The sequence below is a fragment of the Xanthomonas sp. DAR 34887 genome (genome assembly GCF_041245805.1).
Taxonomy (GTDB): Bacteria; Pseudomonadota; Gammaproteobacteria; order Xanthomonadales; family Xanthomonadaceae; genus Xanthomonas_A; species Xanthomonas_A tesorieronis.
In genome coordinates, this window is sequence record NZ_CP162490.1 from 814,577 (window position 1) to 832,944 (window position 18,368).

Annotated in this window: 18 protein-coding genes; 11 read left to right on the forward strand and 7 right to left on the reverse strand. The window is 69.0% G+C overall.

Translation table 11 applies throughout. The annotated features are described in order from the left end of the window. Positions 1–56 precede the first annotated feature (56 nt). Positions 57–404, forward strand: coding sequence for a hypothetical protein (locus tag AB3X08_RS03545; protein ID WP_369936270.1), 348 nt, complete (start codon positions 57–59; stop codon positions 402–404). Between the two features lie 64 nt (positions 405–468). Here AB3X08_RS03545 and AB3X08_RS03550 read toward each other — a convergent pair whose 3' ends face one another. Then, positions 469–843 (reverse strand): response regulator, encoded by a 375-nt coding sequence (locus AB3X08_RS03550; RefSeq protein ID WP_369936272.1) that lies wholly within the window; start codon positions 841–843, stop codon positions 469–471. A gap of 112 nt (positions 844–955) precedes the next feature. Here AB3X08_RS03550 and AB3X08_RS03555 point away from each other — a divergent pair, with 112 nt between their 5' ends. Continuing rightward, positions 956–2,257, forward strand: coding sequence for a two-component system sensor histidine kinase NtrB (locus AB3X08_RS03555; RefSeq protein WP_369936273.1), 1,302 nt, complete (start codon positions 956–958; stop codon positions 2,255–2,257). 9 nt (positions 2,258–2,266) lie between these two features. Here the strand turns inward: AB3X08_RS03555 and AB3X08_RS03560 are convergent, their stop codons facing one another. Together AB3X08_RS03560 and AB3X08_RS03565 are read right to left on the reverse strand one after the other, a co-directional pair. Continuing rightward, the gene (locus AB3X08_RS03560; RefSeq protein WP_369936275.1) at positions 2,267–2,806 is read right to left on the reverse strand and encodes a cysteine hydrolase family protein; all 540 of its coding nucleotides are present in this window, start codon (positions 2,804–2,806) and stop codon (positions 2,267–2,269) included. After that, entirely contained in the window at positions 2,803–3,084 is a 282-nt protein-coding gene (locus tag AB3X08_RS03565) for a hypothetical protein (RefSeq protein WP_369936276.1), read from the reverse strand. The genes AB3X08_RS03560 and AB3X08_RS03565 overlap by 4 nt, the downstream gene beginning before the upstream one ends. A 458-nt stretch (positions 3,085–3,542) precedes the next feature. Here AB3X08_RS03565 and mdoH point away from each other — a divergent pair, with 458 nt between their 5' ends. The 4 genes from mdoH (at position 3,543) to hemC (ending at position 8,073) form a co-directional block, all read left to right on the forward strand. After that, positions 3,543–5,474 carry a glucans biosynthesis glucosyltransferase MdoH gene (mdoH, locus tag AB3X08_RS03570; protein ID WP_369936277.1) on the forward strand — a complete coding sequence of 644 codons (1,932 nt, stop codon included), beginning with the start codon at positions 3,543–3,545 and terminating at the stop codon, positions 5,472–5,474. A 55-nt stretch (positions 5,475–5,529) separates the two neighbouring features. Beyond that, positions 5,530–6,195 carry an alpha/beta hydrolase gene (locus tag AB3X08_RS03575; RefSeq protein ID WP_369936278.1) on the forward strand — a complete coding sequence of 222 codons (666 nt, stop codon included), beginning with the start codon at positions 5,530–5,532 and terminating at the stop codon, positions 6,193–6,195. 126 nt (positions 6,196–6,321) lie between these two features. Next, positions 6,322–7,050: a LytR/AlgR family response regulator transcription factor gene (locus tag AB3X08_RS03580; RefSeq protein WP_369938404.1), complete on the forward strand. Its 729-nt coding sequence runs from the start codon at positions 6,322–6,324 to the stop codon at positions 7,048–7,050. A gap of 102 nt (positions 7,051–7,152) precedes the next feature. After that, entirely contained in the window at positions 7,153–8,073 is a 921-nt protein-coding gene (gene hemC / locus AB3X08_RS03585) for a hydroxymethylbilane synthase (protein WP_369936279.1), read from the forward strand. Between the two features lie 219 nt (positions 8,074–8,292). Here hemC and AB3X08_RS03590 read toward each other — a convergent pair whose 3' ends face one another. Then, positions 8,293–9,081 (reverse strand): DUF481 domain-containing protein, encoded by a 789-nt coding sequence (locus tag AB3X08_RS03590; protein WP_184412195.1) that lies wholly within the window; start codon positions 9,079–9,081, stop codon positions 8,293–8,295. A 194-nt stretch (positions 9,082–9,275) separates the two neighbouring features. Here AB3X08_RS03590 and AB3X08_RS03595 point away from each other — a divergent pair, with 194 nt between their 5' ends. Continuing rightward, a complete protein-coding gene (locus AB3X08_RS03595) occupies positions 9,276–10,247 on the forward strand; it encodes a helix-turn-helix transcriptional regulator (RefSeq protein WP_369936281.1) in 972 nt (323 codons plus the stop codon). Between the two features lie 99 nt (positions 10,248–10,346). On the opposite strand, the gene AB3X08_RS03600 is transcribed toward AB3X08_RS03595, so the two are convergent. Then, positions 10,347–10,763, reverse strand: a complete 417-nt coding sequence (locus AB3X08_RS03600) for a winged helix-turn-helix transcriptional regulator (protein WP_369936283.1) — start codon at positions 10,761–10,763, stop codon at positions 10,347–10,349. Between the two features lie 111 nt (positions 10,764–10,874). Further along, positions 10,875–11,459, reverse strand: a complete 585-nt coding sequence (locus AB3X08_RS03605) for a lipocalin family protein (protein WP_369936285.1) — start codon at positions 11,457–11,459, stop codon at positions 10,875–10,877. Between the two features lie 131 nt (positions 11,460–11,590). On the opposite strand from AB3X08_RS03605, the gene AB3X08_RS03610 reads away from it, so the two are divergent. The 3 genes from AB3X08_RS03610 to AB3X08_RS03620 all read left to right on the forward strand — a co-directional run bounded on the left by AB3X08_RS03610 (position 11,591) and on the right by AB3X08_RS03620 (position 14,612). Then, positions 11,591–11,893 carry a hypothetical protein gene (locus AB3X08_RS03610; RefSeq protein WP_369936287.1) on the forward strand — a complete coding sequence of 101 codons (303 nt, stop codon included), beginning with the start codon at positions 11,591–11,593 and terminating at the stop codon, positions 11,891–11,893. 66 nt (positions 11,894–11,959) lie between these two features. Next, entirely contained in the window at positions 11,960–14,065 is a 2,106-nt protein-coding gene (locus tag AB3X08_RS03615; RefSeq protein ID WP_369936288.1) for a prolyl oligopeptidase family serine peptidase, read from the forward strand. Between the two features lie 67 nt (positions 14,066–14,132). After that, positions 14,133–14,612 (forward strand): hypothetical protein, encoded by a 480-nt coding sequence (locus AB3X08_RS03620; protein ID WP_369936290.1) that lies wholly within the window; start codon positions 14,133–14,135, stop codon positions 14,610–14,612. A gap of 10 nt (positions 14,613–14,622) precedes the next feature. Here the strand turns inward: AB3X08_RS03620 and AB3X08_RS03625 are convergent, their stop codons facing one another. Next, positions 14,623–15,834 (reverse strand): pyridoxal phosphate-dependent aminotransferase, encoded by a 1,212-nt coding sequence (locus AB3X08_RS03625; RefSeq protein ID WP_369936292.1) that lies wholly within the window; start codon positions 15,832–15,834, stop codon positions 14,623–14,625. A gap of 164 nt (positions 15,835–15,998) precedes the next feature. Here AB3X08_RS03625 and AB3X08_RS03630 point away from each other — a divergent pair, with 164 nt between their 5' ends. Beyond that, on the forward strand, positions 15,999–18,125 hold the full coding sequence (locus tag AB3X08_RS03630) for a S9 family peptidase (protein ID WP_369936294.1): 2,127 nt from the start codon (positions 15,999–16,001) through the stop codon (positions 18,123–18,125). Positions 18,126–18,368 lie beyond the last annotated feature (243 nt).

Genomic DNA, 18,368 nt, shown 5'->3' on the forward strand with positions numbered 1-18,368 from the left:
TCGTTACCGCATAGTGATTTGGCCGAAACCCAGGCAGCGCGACGCAGTAGCCACCCATGAATCGTTTAGCTTCGTTTCCGACGTGGTCGTCTCCCGCGCCCGATCCCGTGAGCGCGAAGGTTGTGCTGTCTTCATCGGACCTGTGCTGCAATGCCGCCATGGATCAATCCGCACAACGCATGCGACGCGAGCTGGACGGTTTCGTGCTGGACGCTGTCCTAGCTGCGGCGGACGACGGCATGCTGTTGCCGCAGATCCGCATCTCCGACAGCGCTGGCGCGTTGTTGGGACGGCACGCGTTCGACGGCGTGTATTTCGGCGATGTCCGCGCCGGCGAGCATTTCGTCGCCACGCGCCTGGCGGCGATCCGTTCGGTGCAGTACGGAAAATTGGTGTTCGGTTGAGCCGCGGCCTGCCGCAGCGCGCGTTGCGTGTGGAAGCGATGCGCCTGGCTGCGTTGCCCGGTGCTTACGCCGCGGCCTGCAGGCGTTCCAGCGCGGCCAGCAGGCCGGCATGACTATAGGGTTTGGGCAGAAAGCCGGTACGCAGCGGCAGCGTTGCGCTATCTGGATTTTCCATGCCGGACGTGAGCAAGGCCGGGATCGTGACGGCACGCCGGCGCAGCTCTCGGACCATGGTCACGCCATCGCAGCCGGGCATCTGCACGTCGCTGAAGATCAGGTCCACGTCGGGGTGCTGCCCGAGCAGGGCCAGCGCCTCCCGGGCGGTGCCGGCGGCAAACACGCGGAAGCCGTCGGCGTCGAGCATCATTCGGGCCAGTTCGCGGATCGTCTGGTCGTCCTCCACCAAAAGAATGGTGGTGAAAGCGCACGTGTCACGCATAATACGGATACCGCCTCGTTTCCAGTGGTGGCAGCTTCACGATTCAGCGGTGAAGCGCTGGTGACGCTGGGTTGATGCCGATATCCTCGAATCACTCATCGCGAGACGCAGCTTGTCCACCCACGCCCGCTATCGGCAGATCGTCGAACTCTCGCACGACTGCATCAAGGAGATCGGCCGCGACGGTGTCGTGCGATCGATCAACACGCACGGCCTGAGCCTGCTCGGCGCGGCCGAACCCAGGCATGTCGTCGGTCGCGTGTGGCAGGAACTGTGGCCGGAGGAGATGCGGCCGCTGGCGGAAGCGGCGTTCGACGCCGCCTTGCGCAACGAGCAATACGAATTCTGGGCGCAGCGCGAAACCTTCGATGGCCGGCCGCGCTGGTGGCATGTGCTGGCCAGCCCGCTGACCAACGCCGATGCGCAAGTGGAAAGCGTGCTGGTGATCAGCCGCGACGTCACCCAGCATCGCCAGGTCGAGGCGGCCCTGCGCACGCTCGGCGATCTGCCGCCCCCCGGCGACGCCGCTCCGCCGTCGACCGATGCGGCCGCGCTGGGCCGGCGGTGGCAGGCCGAACACGTGGAGCTGCGCGGGCAGTTGGACATCGCCCTGGCCGCGCAGCGCGTCGCCGAGCGGGCCATGACCCAGGCCCAGAAAGGCGAGGCGATCGGGCAGATGCTGGCCGGCATCGTCCACGACTTCAACAACATGCTGCAGACCGCGATGACCTCGGTGAGCATGGTTGCCGAGCATCCGCAGCGCCTGCAGCCGGACCAGCGCAAGCTGCTCGGCATCGCCGGCGAAGCGCTGCAACACGGCGCGCGCATGACCCGGCGCCTGCTCGGCTTCGCCCGCGCGCACCCGGTCAAGCCGCAGTGGCTGGACCTGTGCGAGGTGGTCGCGCACATGCAGCCGCTGCTGGCGCAGGCGTTGGGCGGCGAGATGAAGTTGCAGTTGACCAGCTTGGCCGGGGGCGCCACCACCTATGCCGACCGCAGCTCGGTCGAGCAGGCGGTGCTGAACCTGGCCCTGAACGCACGCGACGCCTGCCAATCCGGCGACGTGGTATCGATCCGCTGCGGCAGCCTGCAGGTGCCGCCGGGGCAGGCTGCGGCGATGCGCCAGCCGGGCCGCTATGTGACTCTGTCGGTCAGCGACCAGGGCGAGGGCATGTCCGAGGACACCAAGTCGCGGCTGTTCGAGGCCTATTTCACCACCAAGCCCGAGGGCAAGGGCACCGGCCTGGGCCTGGCCCAGGTCTATGGCCTGGTGCGCCAGGCCGGCGGGTTCGTCGATGTGGATTCCGAACTGGGGCGCGGCACCACCATCACCCTGGCGTTTCCGTACGTCGCCCAGCCGCCGCCAGGCGAGGGTGAGGACGAGGGCGACGCGGCGGTGCCGGCGGCGGCCTGAGCCAGCGGCTCAGCGCGCCGGCAGGCGCTCGCTCAGGCTGACCGCGAACGCCTCGTGCAGCAGCCGCAATGCGCGCTGCTGCCGCGCCGCGCCGAAGGTGGCGCAACACGATGGCGGTACCTGCACCTGGAAATCGCGCATCCGCGCATCGATCGCCGTTGCCAGCAGGCAGGCGTCGGTCGCCACGCCGGTGACCACCAGACGGGTGACGCGCAACTGCGCCAGCAAGGTCTGCAGCGCCGAGTCCAGGAACGCCGAGTGCTTGGGCTTGAGCACGTAATAGTCCTGCGGCTGCGGCGCCAGCAGTTCGGCGATCCGCGCGCCGCGTTGCGCCGGATCGGCGCACAGCCGCCACAAGCCTTCGAAATCGGTCTGCCAGTCGGCGAAGTTGTCGTTGGCGAACAGCACCGGCCAGTCGCGGCGATGGAATCGCGCGCGCAGCGCCGCGATGCGCCCGGCCACCGGCAGCGCCGCCCTGGCCAGCCGCGCGCCGTCTGGGAAATCGAAGCGGCTGATCATGTCCACGATCAGCAGGGCCGGCCGGTTCATGGCGCCTGCTCGCGCTGCAGGCGCCGCCGCTTCAGCGTCTGCAGCAGTTGCCCGGCCACGGCAGTCAGCAGGACCAGCGTATTGGTGGTCACGAACACGTAGTTGCGCAGCGCCAGGCTGTAGACGACGAACAGCACCGAGGCGCCGATCTGGCCGGCGAACAGCCAGGCCGACACCGCCTGCAGGTCGGGCGCGCGCCACTGCGTGTGGATCTGCCGCAGCAGCGTCGCCACCAGCAGCAGGGTCGCCGCCCAGCCGATCAGGTCCATCGGGTTCATGTGGGCCTCCTGTGCGGGCATGGCGCGGCGCCTGGCCGCGGCGGTCGCGACTGCACCGGCATGGCGCCGCGACCGCTGCGCGGCCAGGCGGCCGGCACCGCTGTCTGGAATGGTGGACGCATCTGCATTGCCTCCTGCGGACCGCCACCCATGTTCTGCGCGCGCGGTGAAACGCCGGTGAGCGGGATTTGTGCGTGCGGTGAAACGCGTATCGCTGCCGGATGGCTGAACGAAACCGCCGGCGGCAGCGGCCCCTCGCGCTTGGCCATCTTCGCGAAAGCTTACTATTTAAGGTTTACAGTGGCGGCCGTATTTTGCCCGCCGACAGGAGAGAACGTGGGTACGAGTGGCAATCACAGCAAGATGGCGCCAGTAGTGGCGCCAGCATCCGCCGCGTCGCGCGCTCGCGCGGACGCGGCGCCGCGTCGCGGCGCTGTCCGACGAGGCCTGCGGAACGCATGAGCATGGTCGCCCCCACACCGACCCTGCCCGATTCCGTTGCGCTCGATGCCGGCCACGCGGTGCTGCCGCCCGAGGCGCCCCTGCCGATGCCGGTGCAATCGCTGCGCCAGGGCAAATTGCGCAACAGGCGCCTGCCCAGCACCCCGCCGGGCATGTTCTGGCGGCGCCTGTACGTGTTCGGCACGACCGCACTGATGACCGCCTACGCCAGCGTGCTGATCGGCAAGGTACTGCTGATCGGCGGCGTCAGCGTGCTCGAAGCCTGCCTGATGGTCCTGTTCGTTCCGCTGTTCGCGTGGATCGCGTTCTCGTTCGTCAGCGCGCTGGCCGGATTCGTGACCCTGGTGTTCGGCGGCGGGCGCAAGCTCGGCATCGATCCGGACGCGCCGCTGCCGCTGGTGCGTAGCCGCACCGCCTTGCTGATGCCCACCTACAACGAGGATCCGCACCGGTTGATGGCCGGACTGCAGGCGATCTACGAATCGGTCGAGGCCACCGGGCAGATCGCGCACTTCGATTTCTTCATCCTCAGCGATACCACGCGCGCCGCGGTCGGTGCCGAGGAAGAGCAGGTCTACGCCGAGCTGGTCGAACGCACCGGCGGCCAGGGCCGCATCTACTACCGGCGCCGCGCCGACAACGCCGAGCGCAAGGCCGGCAACATCGCCGACTGGGTGCGCCGTTTCGGCGGCGCCTATCCGCAGATGCTGATCCTGGACGCGGACAGCCTGATGACCGGCGAGACCATCGTGCGCCTGGTCGCGGGCATGGAAAACAATCCCGACGTGGGCCTGATCCAGACCCTGCCGGAAGTGGTCAACGGCAACAGCCTGTTCGCGCGCATGCAGCAGTTCGGCGGCCGCGTGTACGGTCCGGTGATCGCCTACGGCGTGGCCTGGTGGCACGGTTCGGAAAGCAACTACTGGGGCCACAACGCGGTGATGCGCACCCAGGCCTTCGCCGAACAGGCCGGCCTGCCGGCCTTGCCCGGGCGCAAGCCGTTCGGCGGGCACGTGCTCAGCCACGATTTCGTCGAGGCCGCGCTGATGCGCCGGGGCGGCTGGGCCACGCACATGGTGCCGTACCTGCAGGGCAGCTACGAGGAAGGCCCGCCGACGCTGACCGACCTGCTGGTGCGCGACCGCCGCTGGTGCCAGGGCAACCTGCAGCATTCCAAGGTGGTCTTCGCGCGCGGCCTGCACTGGATCAGCCGCATGCACATGATGATCGGCATCGGCCATTACTTCACCGCGCCGATGTGGGGCCTGCTGATGCTGATCGGCATCGCGATCCCGCTGCAGAGCGGCGGCTTCGACCTGGTCGCCACGGTGGTGTCGCCGTTCTCGCCGGCGCGTTACTGGCACCAGCAGGACTCGACCCGGGTGTTCTGGGTGTTCGCAGTGACCATGTTCGTGTTGCTGGCGCCGAAGGTGCTGGGCTATTTCGCCATGCTGCTGAAACCCGAGGAGCGGCGCGGCTGCGGCGGTGGCCTGCGCGCGCTGCTGAGCATGCTGCTGGAGACCGTGCTGGCGGCGCTGATGGCGCCGGTGGTGATGTACGTGCAATCGCGCGGCGTGGCCGAGGTGCTGGCCGGCAAGGACTCGGGCTGGGACGCGCAGCAGCGCGACGACGGCCGCCTGTCGTGGCTGGCGTTGGCACGCAGCTACGGCGGACTCAGCGCGTTCGGGCTGATGATGGGCGGAATGGCCTACGTGGTGTCGCCGTCGCTGGCGGCGTGGATGGCGCCGGTGGTGATCGGCATGGCGCTGGCGATTCCGGTGGTCGCGGTGAGTTCCTCGCGCGCGGCCGGGCTGTGGCTGCGCCAGCTGCGCATCCTGGCCATTCCCGAAGAGCAGAAGCCGCCGGCAGTCCTGCTGCGCGCGGGCGAATTGCGCCGCGCTGCCGCCGCCCGCCGCGCCGCCGGCTGAGCCGGCGGCGGACGCGGCAGGCATAATGCGCCCCATCTCGATGGGGACCGCACGCATGCTGGAAACAGTGGAACACGAAACTGCCGCTTCGCCGGCGTGGACCGTCCTGTGGTTGCACGGACTCGGCGCCGACGGCCACGACTTCGCGCCGCTGGTGCCGGAACTGCTGCAACCGGGCTGGCCGGCGTTGCGCTTCGTGTTTCCGCATGCGCCGGTGCGCCCGGTGACGATCAACAACGGCGTGCGCATGCGCGCCTGGTACGACATCGTCAGCCCGGACTTCTCCAATCGCGCCGACAGCGCCGGCGTCGCCGCCTCGGTCGCCCAGGTCGAGGAACTGATCGCGCGCGAAGAGACCCGCGGGGTGCCCGCCGAGCGCCTGCTGCTGGCCGGTTTCTCGCAGGGCGGGGCGATCACGCTGGCGACGGGGCTGCGCCGCCAGCGGCCGCTGGCCGGCTTGATCGCGCTGTCCACCTATCTGCCGGAAGTGGCCGACGTGGCCCGCTGGCATGCGCCGGCGGCGCTGTCGCAGCCGCTGTTCATGGCCCACGGCCAGGGCGACCCGGTGATTCCGCAGCCCTATGCCGAGCAGACCGCGCAGGTGCTGCAGGCGCTGGGCATGCCGGTGCAGTGGCAGCGCTATCCGATGGCGCACCAGGTTTGCGCCGAGGAAATCGCCGATCTGCGCGCCTGGATGAGCGCGCGCTTCGCCGCCGGCTGAGGCGAGGCCGCGGTGCCGGGCCGTGCGCCAGTCCGGCCACACAGGCGCTGCGGCGCGGATGACGGCCCGCCGGCAGCGGGGCTACTATGCGGCGAGACCGCGCTCCAGCCCACTGAGGTGACGTACGTGAAGGTGGTGATCGCCGACGACGAACCCCTGGCACGCGAGCGCTTGCGCGCACTGCTGGACGAGCATGCCGGCGTCGAGGTGGTGGCCGAGGCAGGCAATGGCCTGGAAACGCTGCGCGCCTGCGCCGAGTTGCGCCCGGATCTGGTGTTGCTGGATATCGCCATGCCCGGCGTCGACGGGTTGGAGACCGCGCGCCACCTGGCCAGCTTCGAGCCGCGCCCGGCGGTGGTGTTCTGCACCGCCTACGATGCGCACGCGCTGTCCGCGTTCGAGGCCGCGGCGATCGACTACCTGATGAAACCGGTGCGCGCCGAGCGGCTGGCGGCGGCACTGGAGCGCGCGCGCACCTTCATGGCCGGCCGCGGCGGCGCTGCGGCGATGCCGTCGGCGCAGCGCCGCAGCCATCTGTGCGCGCGGCTGCGCGGCAGCCTTCGGCTGATCCCGGTCGACGACATCCACTATCTGCAGGCCGAGGAAAAGTACGTGGTGGTGCATCACGCGCGCGGCGAGGACCTGATCGAGGAGTCGCTGAAGTCCCTGGAAGAGGAGTTCGCCGAGCGCTTCGTGCGCATCCATCGCAATTGCCTGGTCGCGCGCCACGAACTGGTCGAGCTGCGGCGCCTGGGCGAGGGCCAGGTGCATGCGGTGCTGCGCCATGGCAAGCAGCCGCTGGAAGTGAGCCGGCGCTGCGTGGCGCAGCTGCGGCAGGAGATCCGGCAACGTTGAGGGGCCGGGATTCGGGCTGGGGGATGACCCGCCGTTCGGCGGTGGAAAGCCGGATCGGGAAGCGCCGAGATGGACGGCGGCGCTTTCCGCGATAATGGGCGGATGAAGATCCTGCGCATCGCTACCCGCAAGAGTCCGCTCGCCCTGTGGCAGAGCGAACATGTCGCCGAACGCCTGCGCCAGGCGCACCCGCAGCTGGACGTGGTGCTGGTGCCGATGAGCACCCGCGGCGACGAGGTGCTGGACCGCTCGCTGGCGGCGATCGGCGGCAAGGGCCTGTTCCTGAAGGAGCTGGAGCTGGCGATGCTGCGCGGCGAGGCCGACTGCGCGGTGCATTCGCTGAAGGACGTGCCGATGGAACTGGACCCGCCGTTCGCGTTGCCGGCGATCCTGGCCCGCGCCGATCCGGCCGACGCGCTGATCTCCAACCTCTACGCGTCGCTGGACGCGCTGCCGCTGGGCGCGCGCGTGGGCACCTCGTCGCTGCGCCGGCAGGCGCAACTGCGCGCGCGGCGCCCGGACCTGCAGTTGCTGGACCTGCGCGGCAACGTCAACACGCGCCTGGCCAAGCTCGACAACGGCGGCTACGACGGCATCGTACTGGCCTGCGCCGGCTTGCAGCGGCTGGGCCTGGAGGCGCGCATCACCCAGCGCCTGCAGCCGCCGGACTGGCTGCCGGCGCCGGCGCAGGGCGCCATCGCGGTGGAATGCCGTGGCGACGACGCGGCCGCACTGGGCCTGTTCGCCGCGATCGACGACGCGGCCACGCGCAGCTGCGTGGAGGCCGAGCGGGCGATGAACCGCGCGCTGCACGGCAGTTGCCACGTGCCGGTGGCCGCGTTCGCGCACTGGCGGGGCGAAGACCTGCTGCTGCAGGGCATGGTCGGCGGCGTCGCCGACGGGCGCCTGGTGCGCGCCGACCTGCAGCGCAGCGCCCAGGACCCGCAGGCGCTGGGCGAGGCGGTGGCCGAGGCGCTGCTAGGCGCCGGCGCACGCGAACTGCTGGACGCCGTGCTGCCGTGAACGCAGGCCGGCCAAATCCGGCAGCCACCCTGTAGGAGCGGCTTCAGCTGCGACAGGCCTAAAGAGACAGATAGTGCCTGTCGCGGCTGAAGCCGCTCCTACAGAAGCTCCGTCAGCTGAAACACCCGAAGTCCTAGCGGCTGGAAGACCACGCATCGGCCCGATCGCCGCGCCGCCCGGCTTTTGCGAATCCCCAATCCCGACTCCCGAATCCCGGCCTCACTTGAACTTATAGACCACGTTCATCGTCGCCAAGGTATCGGTCTTCTTCTTGTCGTCGCTGACATCGCTGTTGTGGCGCGCCTGCCAGCCGGCCTTCAGCGCCAGCCGCGAGTTCATGCTGACCGAGATGCCCAGGTCGTTCTGCGCGAAGGTGTTGTAGGAGCCGGATTCGACCAGCAGGGTATTGGCCAGTTCGGTGTTCTCGGTCAGGCCGTACTTGAAGTCGACCAGGCCGCGGCCGATCAGCCCGGTCTCGGTGCGGTCTTCTTCCACGTCGTGGGCGCGGCGCACGCCGGGACCGATCTGCACGTCGAGGCTCCTGTGGTCGCCATCCATGATCCGCGTGCCGTAGCCGATGCCGATCGTGGCCAGGCGGTCGTAGGTGGCGAAATCGTCGCGCTCGTAGCGCAGCGAGGCGGTCAGCTGGCGGTGCTCGCCGAGCTGCAGCGCGCTGCCGGCGCTGCCGGTGTAGCGGTTGGACGTCGTCTGGCGCACGCGTTCGGTGGTGCCGTCGTCGTTGGTGTTGGTGTACTCGGCGCTGGCGCGCAAGGCGAACAGATCGATGCTGTGGATCCAGTCGCCGTCCAGGTACTGGCCCTTGAGCCGGCCATTGAAGCTTTCGTTGGAACTGTTGCCGCGCGAGGAGGACAGTCCCAGCTCGCCGGAGCCGCTCCACGGTGAACTGCCCGGTTCCGCCGGCGGGGTGGGCACATCGGCGGCCAGGGCCGTGGAGGTGCACAGCAGCAACGAGGTGATGGCGGATACTACGGTGGCGCAGCGGGGCATGGCTTTACTCTCCGGTTGAGGACGCAGCCTTCGGCTAACGAAATGGAAACGATTTCATCATACCGGATCTACATGACGCCCCGGCCGCCACCGGACCCCGGCTTCATCGCCGGTTCGGTCGTGTCGCCGCGGTTCGGGCGCGCGGCCGGCCGCAATGCGTTCTTCCGCCACGCACTTCGGACATAATCGGGACCATGGACCGCTACGAACGCATCAACGCACTGCACCGGCTGCTCAAGTCCGCCCGCTATCCGGTGACGGTGGCGCGGCTGCAGGACGAATTGAGCTGCTCCCGCGCCACCGTCTATCGCGACCTGGCGTTCCTGCGCGATGCGCTGATGGCCCCGGTCGAGGGCGACGGCGAGGCCGGGTTCCGCTACGAGTCCGGCGAGAGCGACCGCTTCGAACTGCCCGGGTTGTGGCTCAGTTCCGAGGAACTGCACGCGCTGCTGGCCTCGCAGCAATTGCTGGCGCGGACCGGCGGGGGGGTGCTGTCCTCGGTGCTGGCGCCGCTGCAGCAGCGCATCGAGAGCCTGCTGGCGGCGCAGGCCGGGGCCACCCACTGGCCGGTGGAGCGGGTGCGGGTGATCCCGCATCGCGGCCGCAAGCTCGACGAGGCCAGTTTCCGCACCGTCGCCTCGGCGGTGCTGGAGCGCAAGCGGCTGTCGTTCGACTACCGTGCGCGCTCCACCGACGAATCGACCAAGCGCACGGTGTCGCCGCAGCGCATCACCCACTACCGCGACAACTGGTACCTGGACGCCTGGGACCACGGCCGCGACGCGGTGCGCAGCTTCGCGGTGGACCGCATCAACCAGGCGCGGCTGCTCGACCAGCCGGCGCAGGACATGGCCGACGCGGAGCTGGACTCGCAGCTGGCGGCCAGCTACGGGATCTTCTCCGGCGCGCCCAAGGGCTGGGCGACGATCGTGTTCAGCCCCAAGGCCGCGCGCTGGGTCGCCGACGAGCACTGGCATTCCAAGCAGCAGGGGCGGTTCCTGGCCGACGGCCGCTACGAACTGAAGGTGCCGTACAGCGTCTCGCGCGAGCTGCTGATGGACGTGCTGCACTACGGCTCGGACGCGGAAATCGTCGAGCCGCGCTCGCTGCGCGAACAGGCCAAGGCGCTGCTGTCGCTGGCGCTGAGCAACTATAGCGACGACTGAGGCGTTCGCATCGGGCGTGCTGCTGCCGTTGTAGGAGCGGCTTCAGCCGCGACAGGCATTATCGATGGCCGACATCGCCTGTCGCGGCTGAAGCCGCTCCTACAGGGCGTCCGGCGGCGGGTTGCCGCTGCTCAGGATCGCGCCGATGTTGTTCTCGATCCAGTCCACCAGCGCCTGCACATGCGTGGCCGCGTCTTCGCCCAGCGCGGTCAGCGCGTATTCCACGTGCGGCGGGACCACCGGATAGGCGGTGCGCTGCACCAGGCCATCGGCTTCCAGCGCCTGCAGGGTCTGCGACAGCATCTTCTCGCTGACCCCTTCGAGCTTGCGGCGCAGGTCGCCGAACCGATGCGTGCCCTTGCGCAGCGCGACCAGCACCAGCACGCCCCAGCGGCTGGTCACATGGCTGAGGACGGCGCGCGAAGGACAATGCTGCGCGAACACCTGGCCGCGCGTGGGCTCCGCGGCGGGGGCGTGCGGCGCAGTGCAGGGGAGGTCGGAAGGAACGCTGGCCAAGCGGTGCACCTGTCTGGGGGACGGACCGGCCCGATCATACGGGGGCCGGCTGGCGCCTCGCTGAGCGGCAGGCGATGGCGGTGCAACCTATTCGGGGATCGGCGACACGCCTCAGGGCTTGCTCGGCACTTCGAAGCCCAGCTTGCCGACCTGGTCGCGGCGCTGCGCCACGCGCTTGAGCTTGTCCACCTTAATCCCGTAATCGTGGTCCAGCTTGCCGACCAGCTCGCGGTACTGCTTGTAGTCCATGTCCGGCGAGCGCGAGAACACCCAGGCCAGGTCGCGGCCGGGGTAGTCGATCAGCGCCCAGGAATAGTCCGGCGCCACTTCGAGGATGCGGTACTTGGTCGGCACCACGGCGAAGAACCAGGTGGTCCAGCGGCGGTTGCCGCTGTCGTCCTTGACCGTGGCGCGCGAGGTGACCTCCTTGATCGGCTCGTCGAAGCCTTCGCGGTACTGGTAGCGCACGGCGATCTTGCCGTCTTCCTTGAGCGTGTACTCGTCGCTGCTGGCGACATGCCCGCGTTCGGCGAAATACGGCACGTGCGCGATCACGTACCAGCGGCCCATGAAGCGCTGCAGGTCGATCGGCGGCTGCTGCGAGGGTTCTTGCTCCGGGGATTTCGCCCGCGCCGCCGGCAGGGGAACGGCCATGCCGAGCAGCAGCACGGAGGCGAACAGGGAAAGCAGGCGCATAGGGCAGGGTCCGGGGCTTGAAGAGATACGCTACCCAGTATCGGGCGAAAGTGATGTCAATAGTGGGTCGCAGCCACTGAGATGGCCGCGCGGCAGGCTGCACGCCTCAGCCCTGCTCCGGAGTCGCCGCCATGCCGATCGCCCGTTCGTCCCGCCCCGTCCATGCCCCGCACCCCGCGCTGCGCCGCCTGGTGCGACAGGCGCTGCTCGCCGGCCTGGCCCTGGTCCTGGTATGGCCGGCGGCGCGCGGCTACAGCGAATGGCTGGGCTGGCGGCCGTTGTGGCTGCTGGGCATGCCGCTGAGCGCGTGGTGGGCGCTGCACCGCTTCCCGTTGCCGCTGCGGGCGTTGCGCCGGGTCCGGGCGCGGGTGCGGCCACGGGTGCAGGCACGGCGCCGGCGGGCGCCGGCCTGGCGGACCAGTCGCGCGGCCTGACCTTCGGCAGGGGAGGGCTGCGGCCCTGCATGCTACGGTTCCGGGCTGTTCTCCCGGACCCGACCCATGCCCTCTCTTGCCCATGCCTGCCTGCTCGCCGGACTGATCGTCTCCGGCACCGCCGCGGCGAAGGAAACCGCGATGCCCCAAGATCCCTATGCCTGGCTGGAAGACGTCACCGGCGCCAAGCCGCTGGACTGGGTCAAGGCGCAGAACGCCAAGACCGAGGCGCGGCTGACCGCGCAGCCGGGCTTCCAGGCGCGCGAGGCCGGCATCCGCGAAGTGCTGGATTCCGACGCGAAGATTCCGGCGGTGCAGAAGATCGGCCCGTACTACTACAACCTGTGGAAGGACCGCGAGCACGAGCGCGGCCTGTGGCGGCGCACCACCCTGGACGAGTACCGCAAGCCCGAGCCGAAGTGGGAGACGGTGCTGGACCTGGATGCGCTGAACAAGGCCGAGGGCGAGAACTGGGTCTGGCATGGCGCCGACTGCCTGCGCCCGGAGTACCGCCGCTGCCTGATCGCGCTGTCGCGCGGCGGCGCCGATGCCGACGTCACCCGCGAGTTCGATCTGGGGACCAAGCAATGGGTGAAGGACGGCTTCTTCCGTCCCGAGGCCAAGGGCGGCCTGGGCTGGATCGACGCCGATACCGTCTACCTGTACACCGATTTCGGCGCCGGTTCGATGACCAGCTCGGGCTATCCGCGCGTGGTCAAGCAGTGGAAGCGCGGCACCCCGCTGCAGAGCGCGAGCCTGGTCTACGAAGGCAAGCCGGAAGACATGTATATCGCCGCGATGCACGACGACACGCCCGGCTACGAGCGCGATTTCGTCAGCCGCACGCTGGCGTTCTACAACGACGAGATGTACGTGCGCGGCGCCGATGGCCGCCTGAGCAAGATCGAGGCGCCCAACTCGGCCAACAAGCGCGTGCACCGGCAGTGGCTGACCCTGGAACTGCGCGATCCGTGGACGGTGGACGGCAAGACCTACCCGGCCGGCGCGCTGCTGGCGGCCAAGTTCGACGACTTCATGGCCGGCAAGCGTGCGTTCCAGGTGCTGTTCACCCCGACCGAGACCGCGTCGCTGGCCTCGTTCGTATGGACCAAGTCGCACCTGGTGTTGAACGTGCTCGACAACGTCAAGAGCCGGCTGTGGGTGCTGACCCCGGGCGAGGGCGAGTGGGCGCGCACGCCGTTCCCGGTCGGCGACCTGGCCTTCGGCAGCACCAGCGTGGATGCGGTCGATGCCGACGAGAACGATCAGGTGTGGCTGACCTCCACCGATTTCCTGACCCCGACCACGCTGATGCTGGCCGACGTGCAGCGCGGCCCGCAGAGCATCGAGACGCTGAAGGCGATGCCGAGCTTCTTCGATGCGTCCAAGGACGCGATCGAGCAGCATTTCGCGGTGTCCAAGGACGGCACCAAGGTGCCGTACTTCCTGGTCCGGCCGAAGCAGCTCAAGCTCGACGGCAGCAATCCGACCCTGCTGTACGCCTACGGCGGTTTCGAGATCTCGATGACCCCGTTCTATTCCGGCGGCCTGGGCCGTGCCTGGCTCGACCAGGGCGGCGTGTACGCGCTGGCCAATATCCGCGGCGGCGGCGAGTACGGTCCGCGCTGGCACCAGGCGGCGCTGAAGCAGAACCGGCACAAGGCCTACGAGGACATGGCGGCGGTGGCGCAGGATCTGGCCGCACGCAAGATCACCTCGGCCAAGCACCTGGGCGTGCAGGGCGGCAGCAACGGCGGGCTGATGGCCGGCAACATGCTGGTGCAGTACCCGCAGCTGTTCGGTGCGGTGGTGGTGCAGGTACCGCTGCTGGACATGAAGCGCTACAGCCATCTGTTGGCCGGCGCTTCGTGGATGGCCGAGTACGGCAACCCGGACACCGACGACTGGAAGTACATCCAGACCTTCTCGCCGTACCACCTGTTCGACCCGAAGAAGACCTATCCGCCGGTGATCTTCCTGACCTCGACCCGCGACGACCGGGTGCATCCGGGCCATGCGCGCAAGATGGCGGCGAAGATGATCGATGCCGGCAAGGACGTGAGCTACTACGAGAACACCGAAGGCGGCCACGGCGGCGCGGCCAATAATGCGCAGGCGGCGCATATGCAGGCGCTGGCGTACGGGTTCCTGTGGGAGCGGCTGGCCAAGTGACCGCTGCGGTCCGCTTCCGGGCAGGGAAGCGGACCTGCGTCTTGTCGTGGCACGAAGGGAAACCGCGATGCTGCTGAACCTGGCGCTGGCCCTCGTGGCTGGCCATTGCACTGTGGACCGCGCACGCTATGCGTTGCGCGGCGATCCCGCGCTCACCGCGCGCTTCGTCGTGGTGGAATCCGGCGCGGCGTGGCCAACGCATCTGGCATTGCGCCTGCAATCGGCGCGCAGCGGTCGCGCGCACTGGTTCCTGCCTGCCGACGGCGGCAGCGACGGGCGCCAACTGCTGGCCTCGATTACCGACCCGACCGTGTCGGGTTGGCGGCCGCCGGACCCCGACGGTGGGCCACGCCCGCTCGGCGATGCCGAATACATCGGTGCCGATGCCGATTACACCTTGCTGGATCGCGCGCCGCGGCGCGGCGACGAGGCGCCTGTGCACTTCCTGCTGCCGGAATTGCGCGAACTGCTCTGGTATCGCACGCCGGCGGATCAACGCGAACGCAGTGCGAGGCAGTTCTTCGACAAGGTGGGATGCAGCGACTGAGTGATTCGCGTCAGCGCGCCCAACGTTCCAGCCCGCGCGCGATGCGCGCCACCGCTTCCTGCAGCCGCGGCAGGCTCTGCGTGTAGGCGATGCGCACGTGCTGGCGCGCGCGGTGGTGGCCGAAGTCCACGCCCGGGGTGAACGCCACGTGCTCGGTTTCCAGGAAATGCGCGCAGAAGGCCTGCGCGTCGTCGGTGAAGGCGCTGACGTCGGCATACAAGTAGAACGCGCCCTGCGGTTCGACTTCGATGCGGAAGCCGAGCGCGCGCAATGCAGGCAATAGATAGTCGCGGCGCTGGCCGAATTCGGCGCGGCGCGCTTCCAGCAGCTGCAGGGTTTCCGGCAGGAAACAGGCCAGCGCCGCATGCTGGGCGATGCTGGAGGCGCTGATGTACAGGTTCTGCGCCAGCTTCTCCAGCGACGGCACCGCCGCGCGTGGCGCCACCAGCCAGCCCAGCCGCCAGCCGGTCATGCCGAAGTACTTGGAGAAGCTGTTGAGCACGTAGGCGCCGTCGTCGACCTCGAGCACGCTGGGCGCGTCGATGCCGTAGCTGAGGCCGTGGTAGATCTCGTCGACCACCAGGTGGCCGCCGCGCGCCTGCAGCGCCTGCGCCAGCGCGGCCAGTTCGGCGCGGTCCAGCAGAGTGCCGGTCGGGTTGGCCGGCGAGGCCACCAGCGCGCCGACGCTGTCGGCATTCCAGTGCGCGTCCAGCAAGGCCGGGGTCAGCTGGTAGCGGCTGTCCGGGCCGACCGGCACCAGCTGCGCCGCGCCTTCGACCAGGCGCAGGAAATGCCGGTTGCACGGATAGCCGGGGTCGGCCATCAGCCAGCGCTTGCCCGGATCCACCAGCAACGCGCTGGCCAGCAGCAGCGCGCCGGACCCGCCGGGGGTGATCATGATCCGTGCCGGGTCCAGGTCCACGTCGTGGCGTTGCCGGTAGAACCCGGCCAGCGCCTCGCGCAGCGCCGGCAGCCCGCGCGCGGCGGTGTAGCGGGTGTGGCCGGCGGCGAGCGCGGCCTGGCCGGCGGCGACGATCGGCGCGGCGGTGGTGAAATCCGGTTCGCCGATCTCCAGGTGGATCACGTCGTGGCCGGCGTGTTCCAGTTCGTTGGCGCGGGCCAGCAGCGCCATTACGTGAAACGGTTCGATGTCGCGGCTGCGTTGGCTGTACGCGGGCAGCGCCTGCGGCGTGGTACGGGGGGCGGTCGGATGCGGGTTCATGGCCCGATGATAGAGGAGCGCGGGCAGGACATCGTTGCGCGCTTGCCAGGATGCGGCGTTGCGCGGAGACTCGGCCGGCACCGTGCGGCGCCGCGCCGCACGCCTGCCGTCTCCCGGCCCGGGCGGCGTGTCCCGTTGCGTTACTGCCGCCGGAGCCCCATTAGATGCATCACCGTTCCCTGCTAGCGAGTTTTCTGCTGCTCATGACCGCGCCCTTCGCTTCCGCCCTCGCCACCGACGCCACCCCGCCGCATCCGGCCAAGCAGCCGCACACGGTGAAGGCACCGTTCGGCGCTACCCGCCAGGACGATTACTACTGGCTGCGCGACGACAAACGCGAAAACCCGCAGATGCTGGCGTATCTCAATGCCGAGAACGCCTACGCCGACCAGGTGCTGAAGCCGCTCAAGCCGCTGGAAGACACGCTGTACAAGGAAATCGTCGGCCGCATCAAGCAGGACGACAGCAGCGTGCCGTACCGCGAGCGCGGCTACTGGTACTACACCCGCTTCGAGAGCGGCAAGGACTATCCGGTGCATGCGCGGCGCAAGGGCAGCATGGACGCGGCGGAAGAGGTCCTGCTCGACGTCAATGCCATGGCTGCGGACAAGGGCTATTTCAGCGTCGGCGATGCGGTGGTCAGCCAGGACAACCGCCTGCTGGCCTGGACCGAGGACGACGTCGGCCGTCGCCAGTACGTGGTGCGCTTCAAGAATCTGGACACCGGCGAGATCTACGCCGACCGCGTGCCTGGCGTATCGCCGGACGTGGTCTGGGCCGACGACAACAAGACCTTGTTCTACGTCGAGAACGACCCGGAAACTCTGCTCACCGTGCGCGTCAAGAAGCATGTGCTGGGCACGCCGGCGGCGCAGGACGTGCTGGTCTACGAGGAGAAGGACGACAGCTTCTACATGGGCCTGGGCCGCACCCGCGACGACAAGTACATCCTCATCGGCGTGGAAAGCACGGTGTCCTCCGAACAGCGCTACGCGCCGGCCGCCGATCCGCAGCACTTCACGGTGCTGGCACCGCGCGAGCGCGATGTGGAATACAGCGCCGACCATTTCGACGGGCGCTGGGTGATCCGCACCAACTGGAAGGCCAAGAACTACGCGCTGATGACCGCGCCCGACGGCGCCACCAAGCGCGCGCAATGGCAGGCCTGGCTGCCCTACGACGAAAAGGTGTTCATCGACGGCTTCGAACTGTTCGACGGCTTCACCGCCATCGCCGAGCGTTCCGAGGGCCTGGAGCGGATCCGCCTGCACTTCGCCGACGGCAAGGAGGAGTACGTCAAGGCCGACGAGTCGGCGTATTCGATGGGCCTGTCGGTCAATCCCGAGCCGGACACGCCGTGGCTGCGCTACAGCTACACCTCGCTGACCACGCCGGCCACCACCTACGAACTGAACACCCGCACCGGCGAGCGCAAGCTGCTCAAGCAGCAGCCGGTGATCGGCTACGACGCCGACAAGTACCAGACCGAGCGGGTGTGGGTGACCGCGCGCGACGGGGTCAAGGTGCCGGTGTCGCTGGTGTACAAGAAGGGCTTCAAGAAGGACGGCACGGCGGCGCTGTACCAGTACGCCTACGGCAGCTATGGCATGTCCACCGATCCGAACTTCAACCTGCCGGTGGTCAGCCTGCTCGACCGCGGCGTGGTCTACGCCATCGCGCATATCCGCGGCGGCCAGGAGATGGGCCGCGACTGGTACGACCAGGGCAAGCTGCTGCACAAGAAGAATACCTTCACCGATTTCATCGACGTCACCCGCGGCCTGGTCAAGCTGGGCTACGCGGCGCCGGACCGCGTGGCCGCGGCCGGCGGCAGCGCCGGCGGGCTGCTGATGGGCGCGATCGCGAACATGGCGCCGCAGGACTACCGGGTGCTGGTGGCGCAGGTGCCGTTCGTCGACGTGGTCACCACCATGCTCGACCCGAGCATTCCGCTGACCACCAACGAATACGACGAGTGGGGCAACCCGGAACAGAAGCAGTACTACGACTACATGCTCGGCTATTCGCCGTACGACAACGTCACCCGCCAGGCGTATCCGGCGCTGTTCGTCGGTACCGGCCTGTGGGATTCGCAGGTGCAGTACTGGGAGCCGGCCAAGTGGGTGGCCAAGTTGCGCGAGGACAACACCGGCACCCGCCCGATCGTGTTCCGGGTCAACATGGAAGCCGGACACGGCGGCAAGTCCGGGCGCTTCCGCCGCTACCGCGAGCAGGCCGAGTCGTACGCGTTCATGCTCGACCAGTTGGGCGTGGAGCAGGCGGCGAAGTAAGAAGACGGGCCGGGGCGGCGTTCTGTCGCGGCTGAAGCCGCTCCTACAGTGCAACCGGCCAGCAAGCGCACGCCCTGTAGGAGCGGCTTCAGCCGCGACAGAACGGTTCCGGAGCCGGCCGGCTTTCCGGCTTCGTTCGTCGCGACTGAAGTCGCTCCCACAAGGATGGCGCGCCGAGCGCTGGCCGGGGTGCACTGTGGGAGGGGCTTCAGCCCCGACTGCATCATGCCCGGCAAGCGTGCC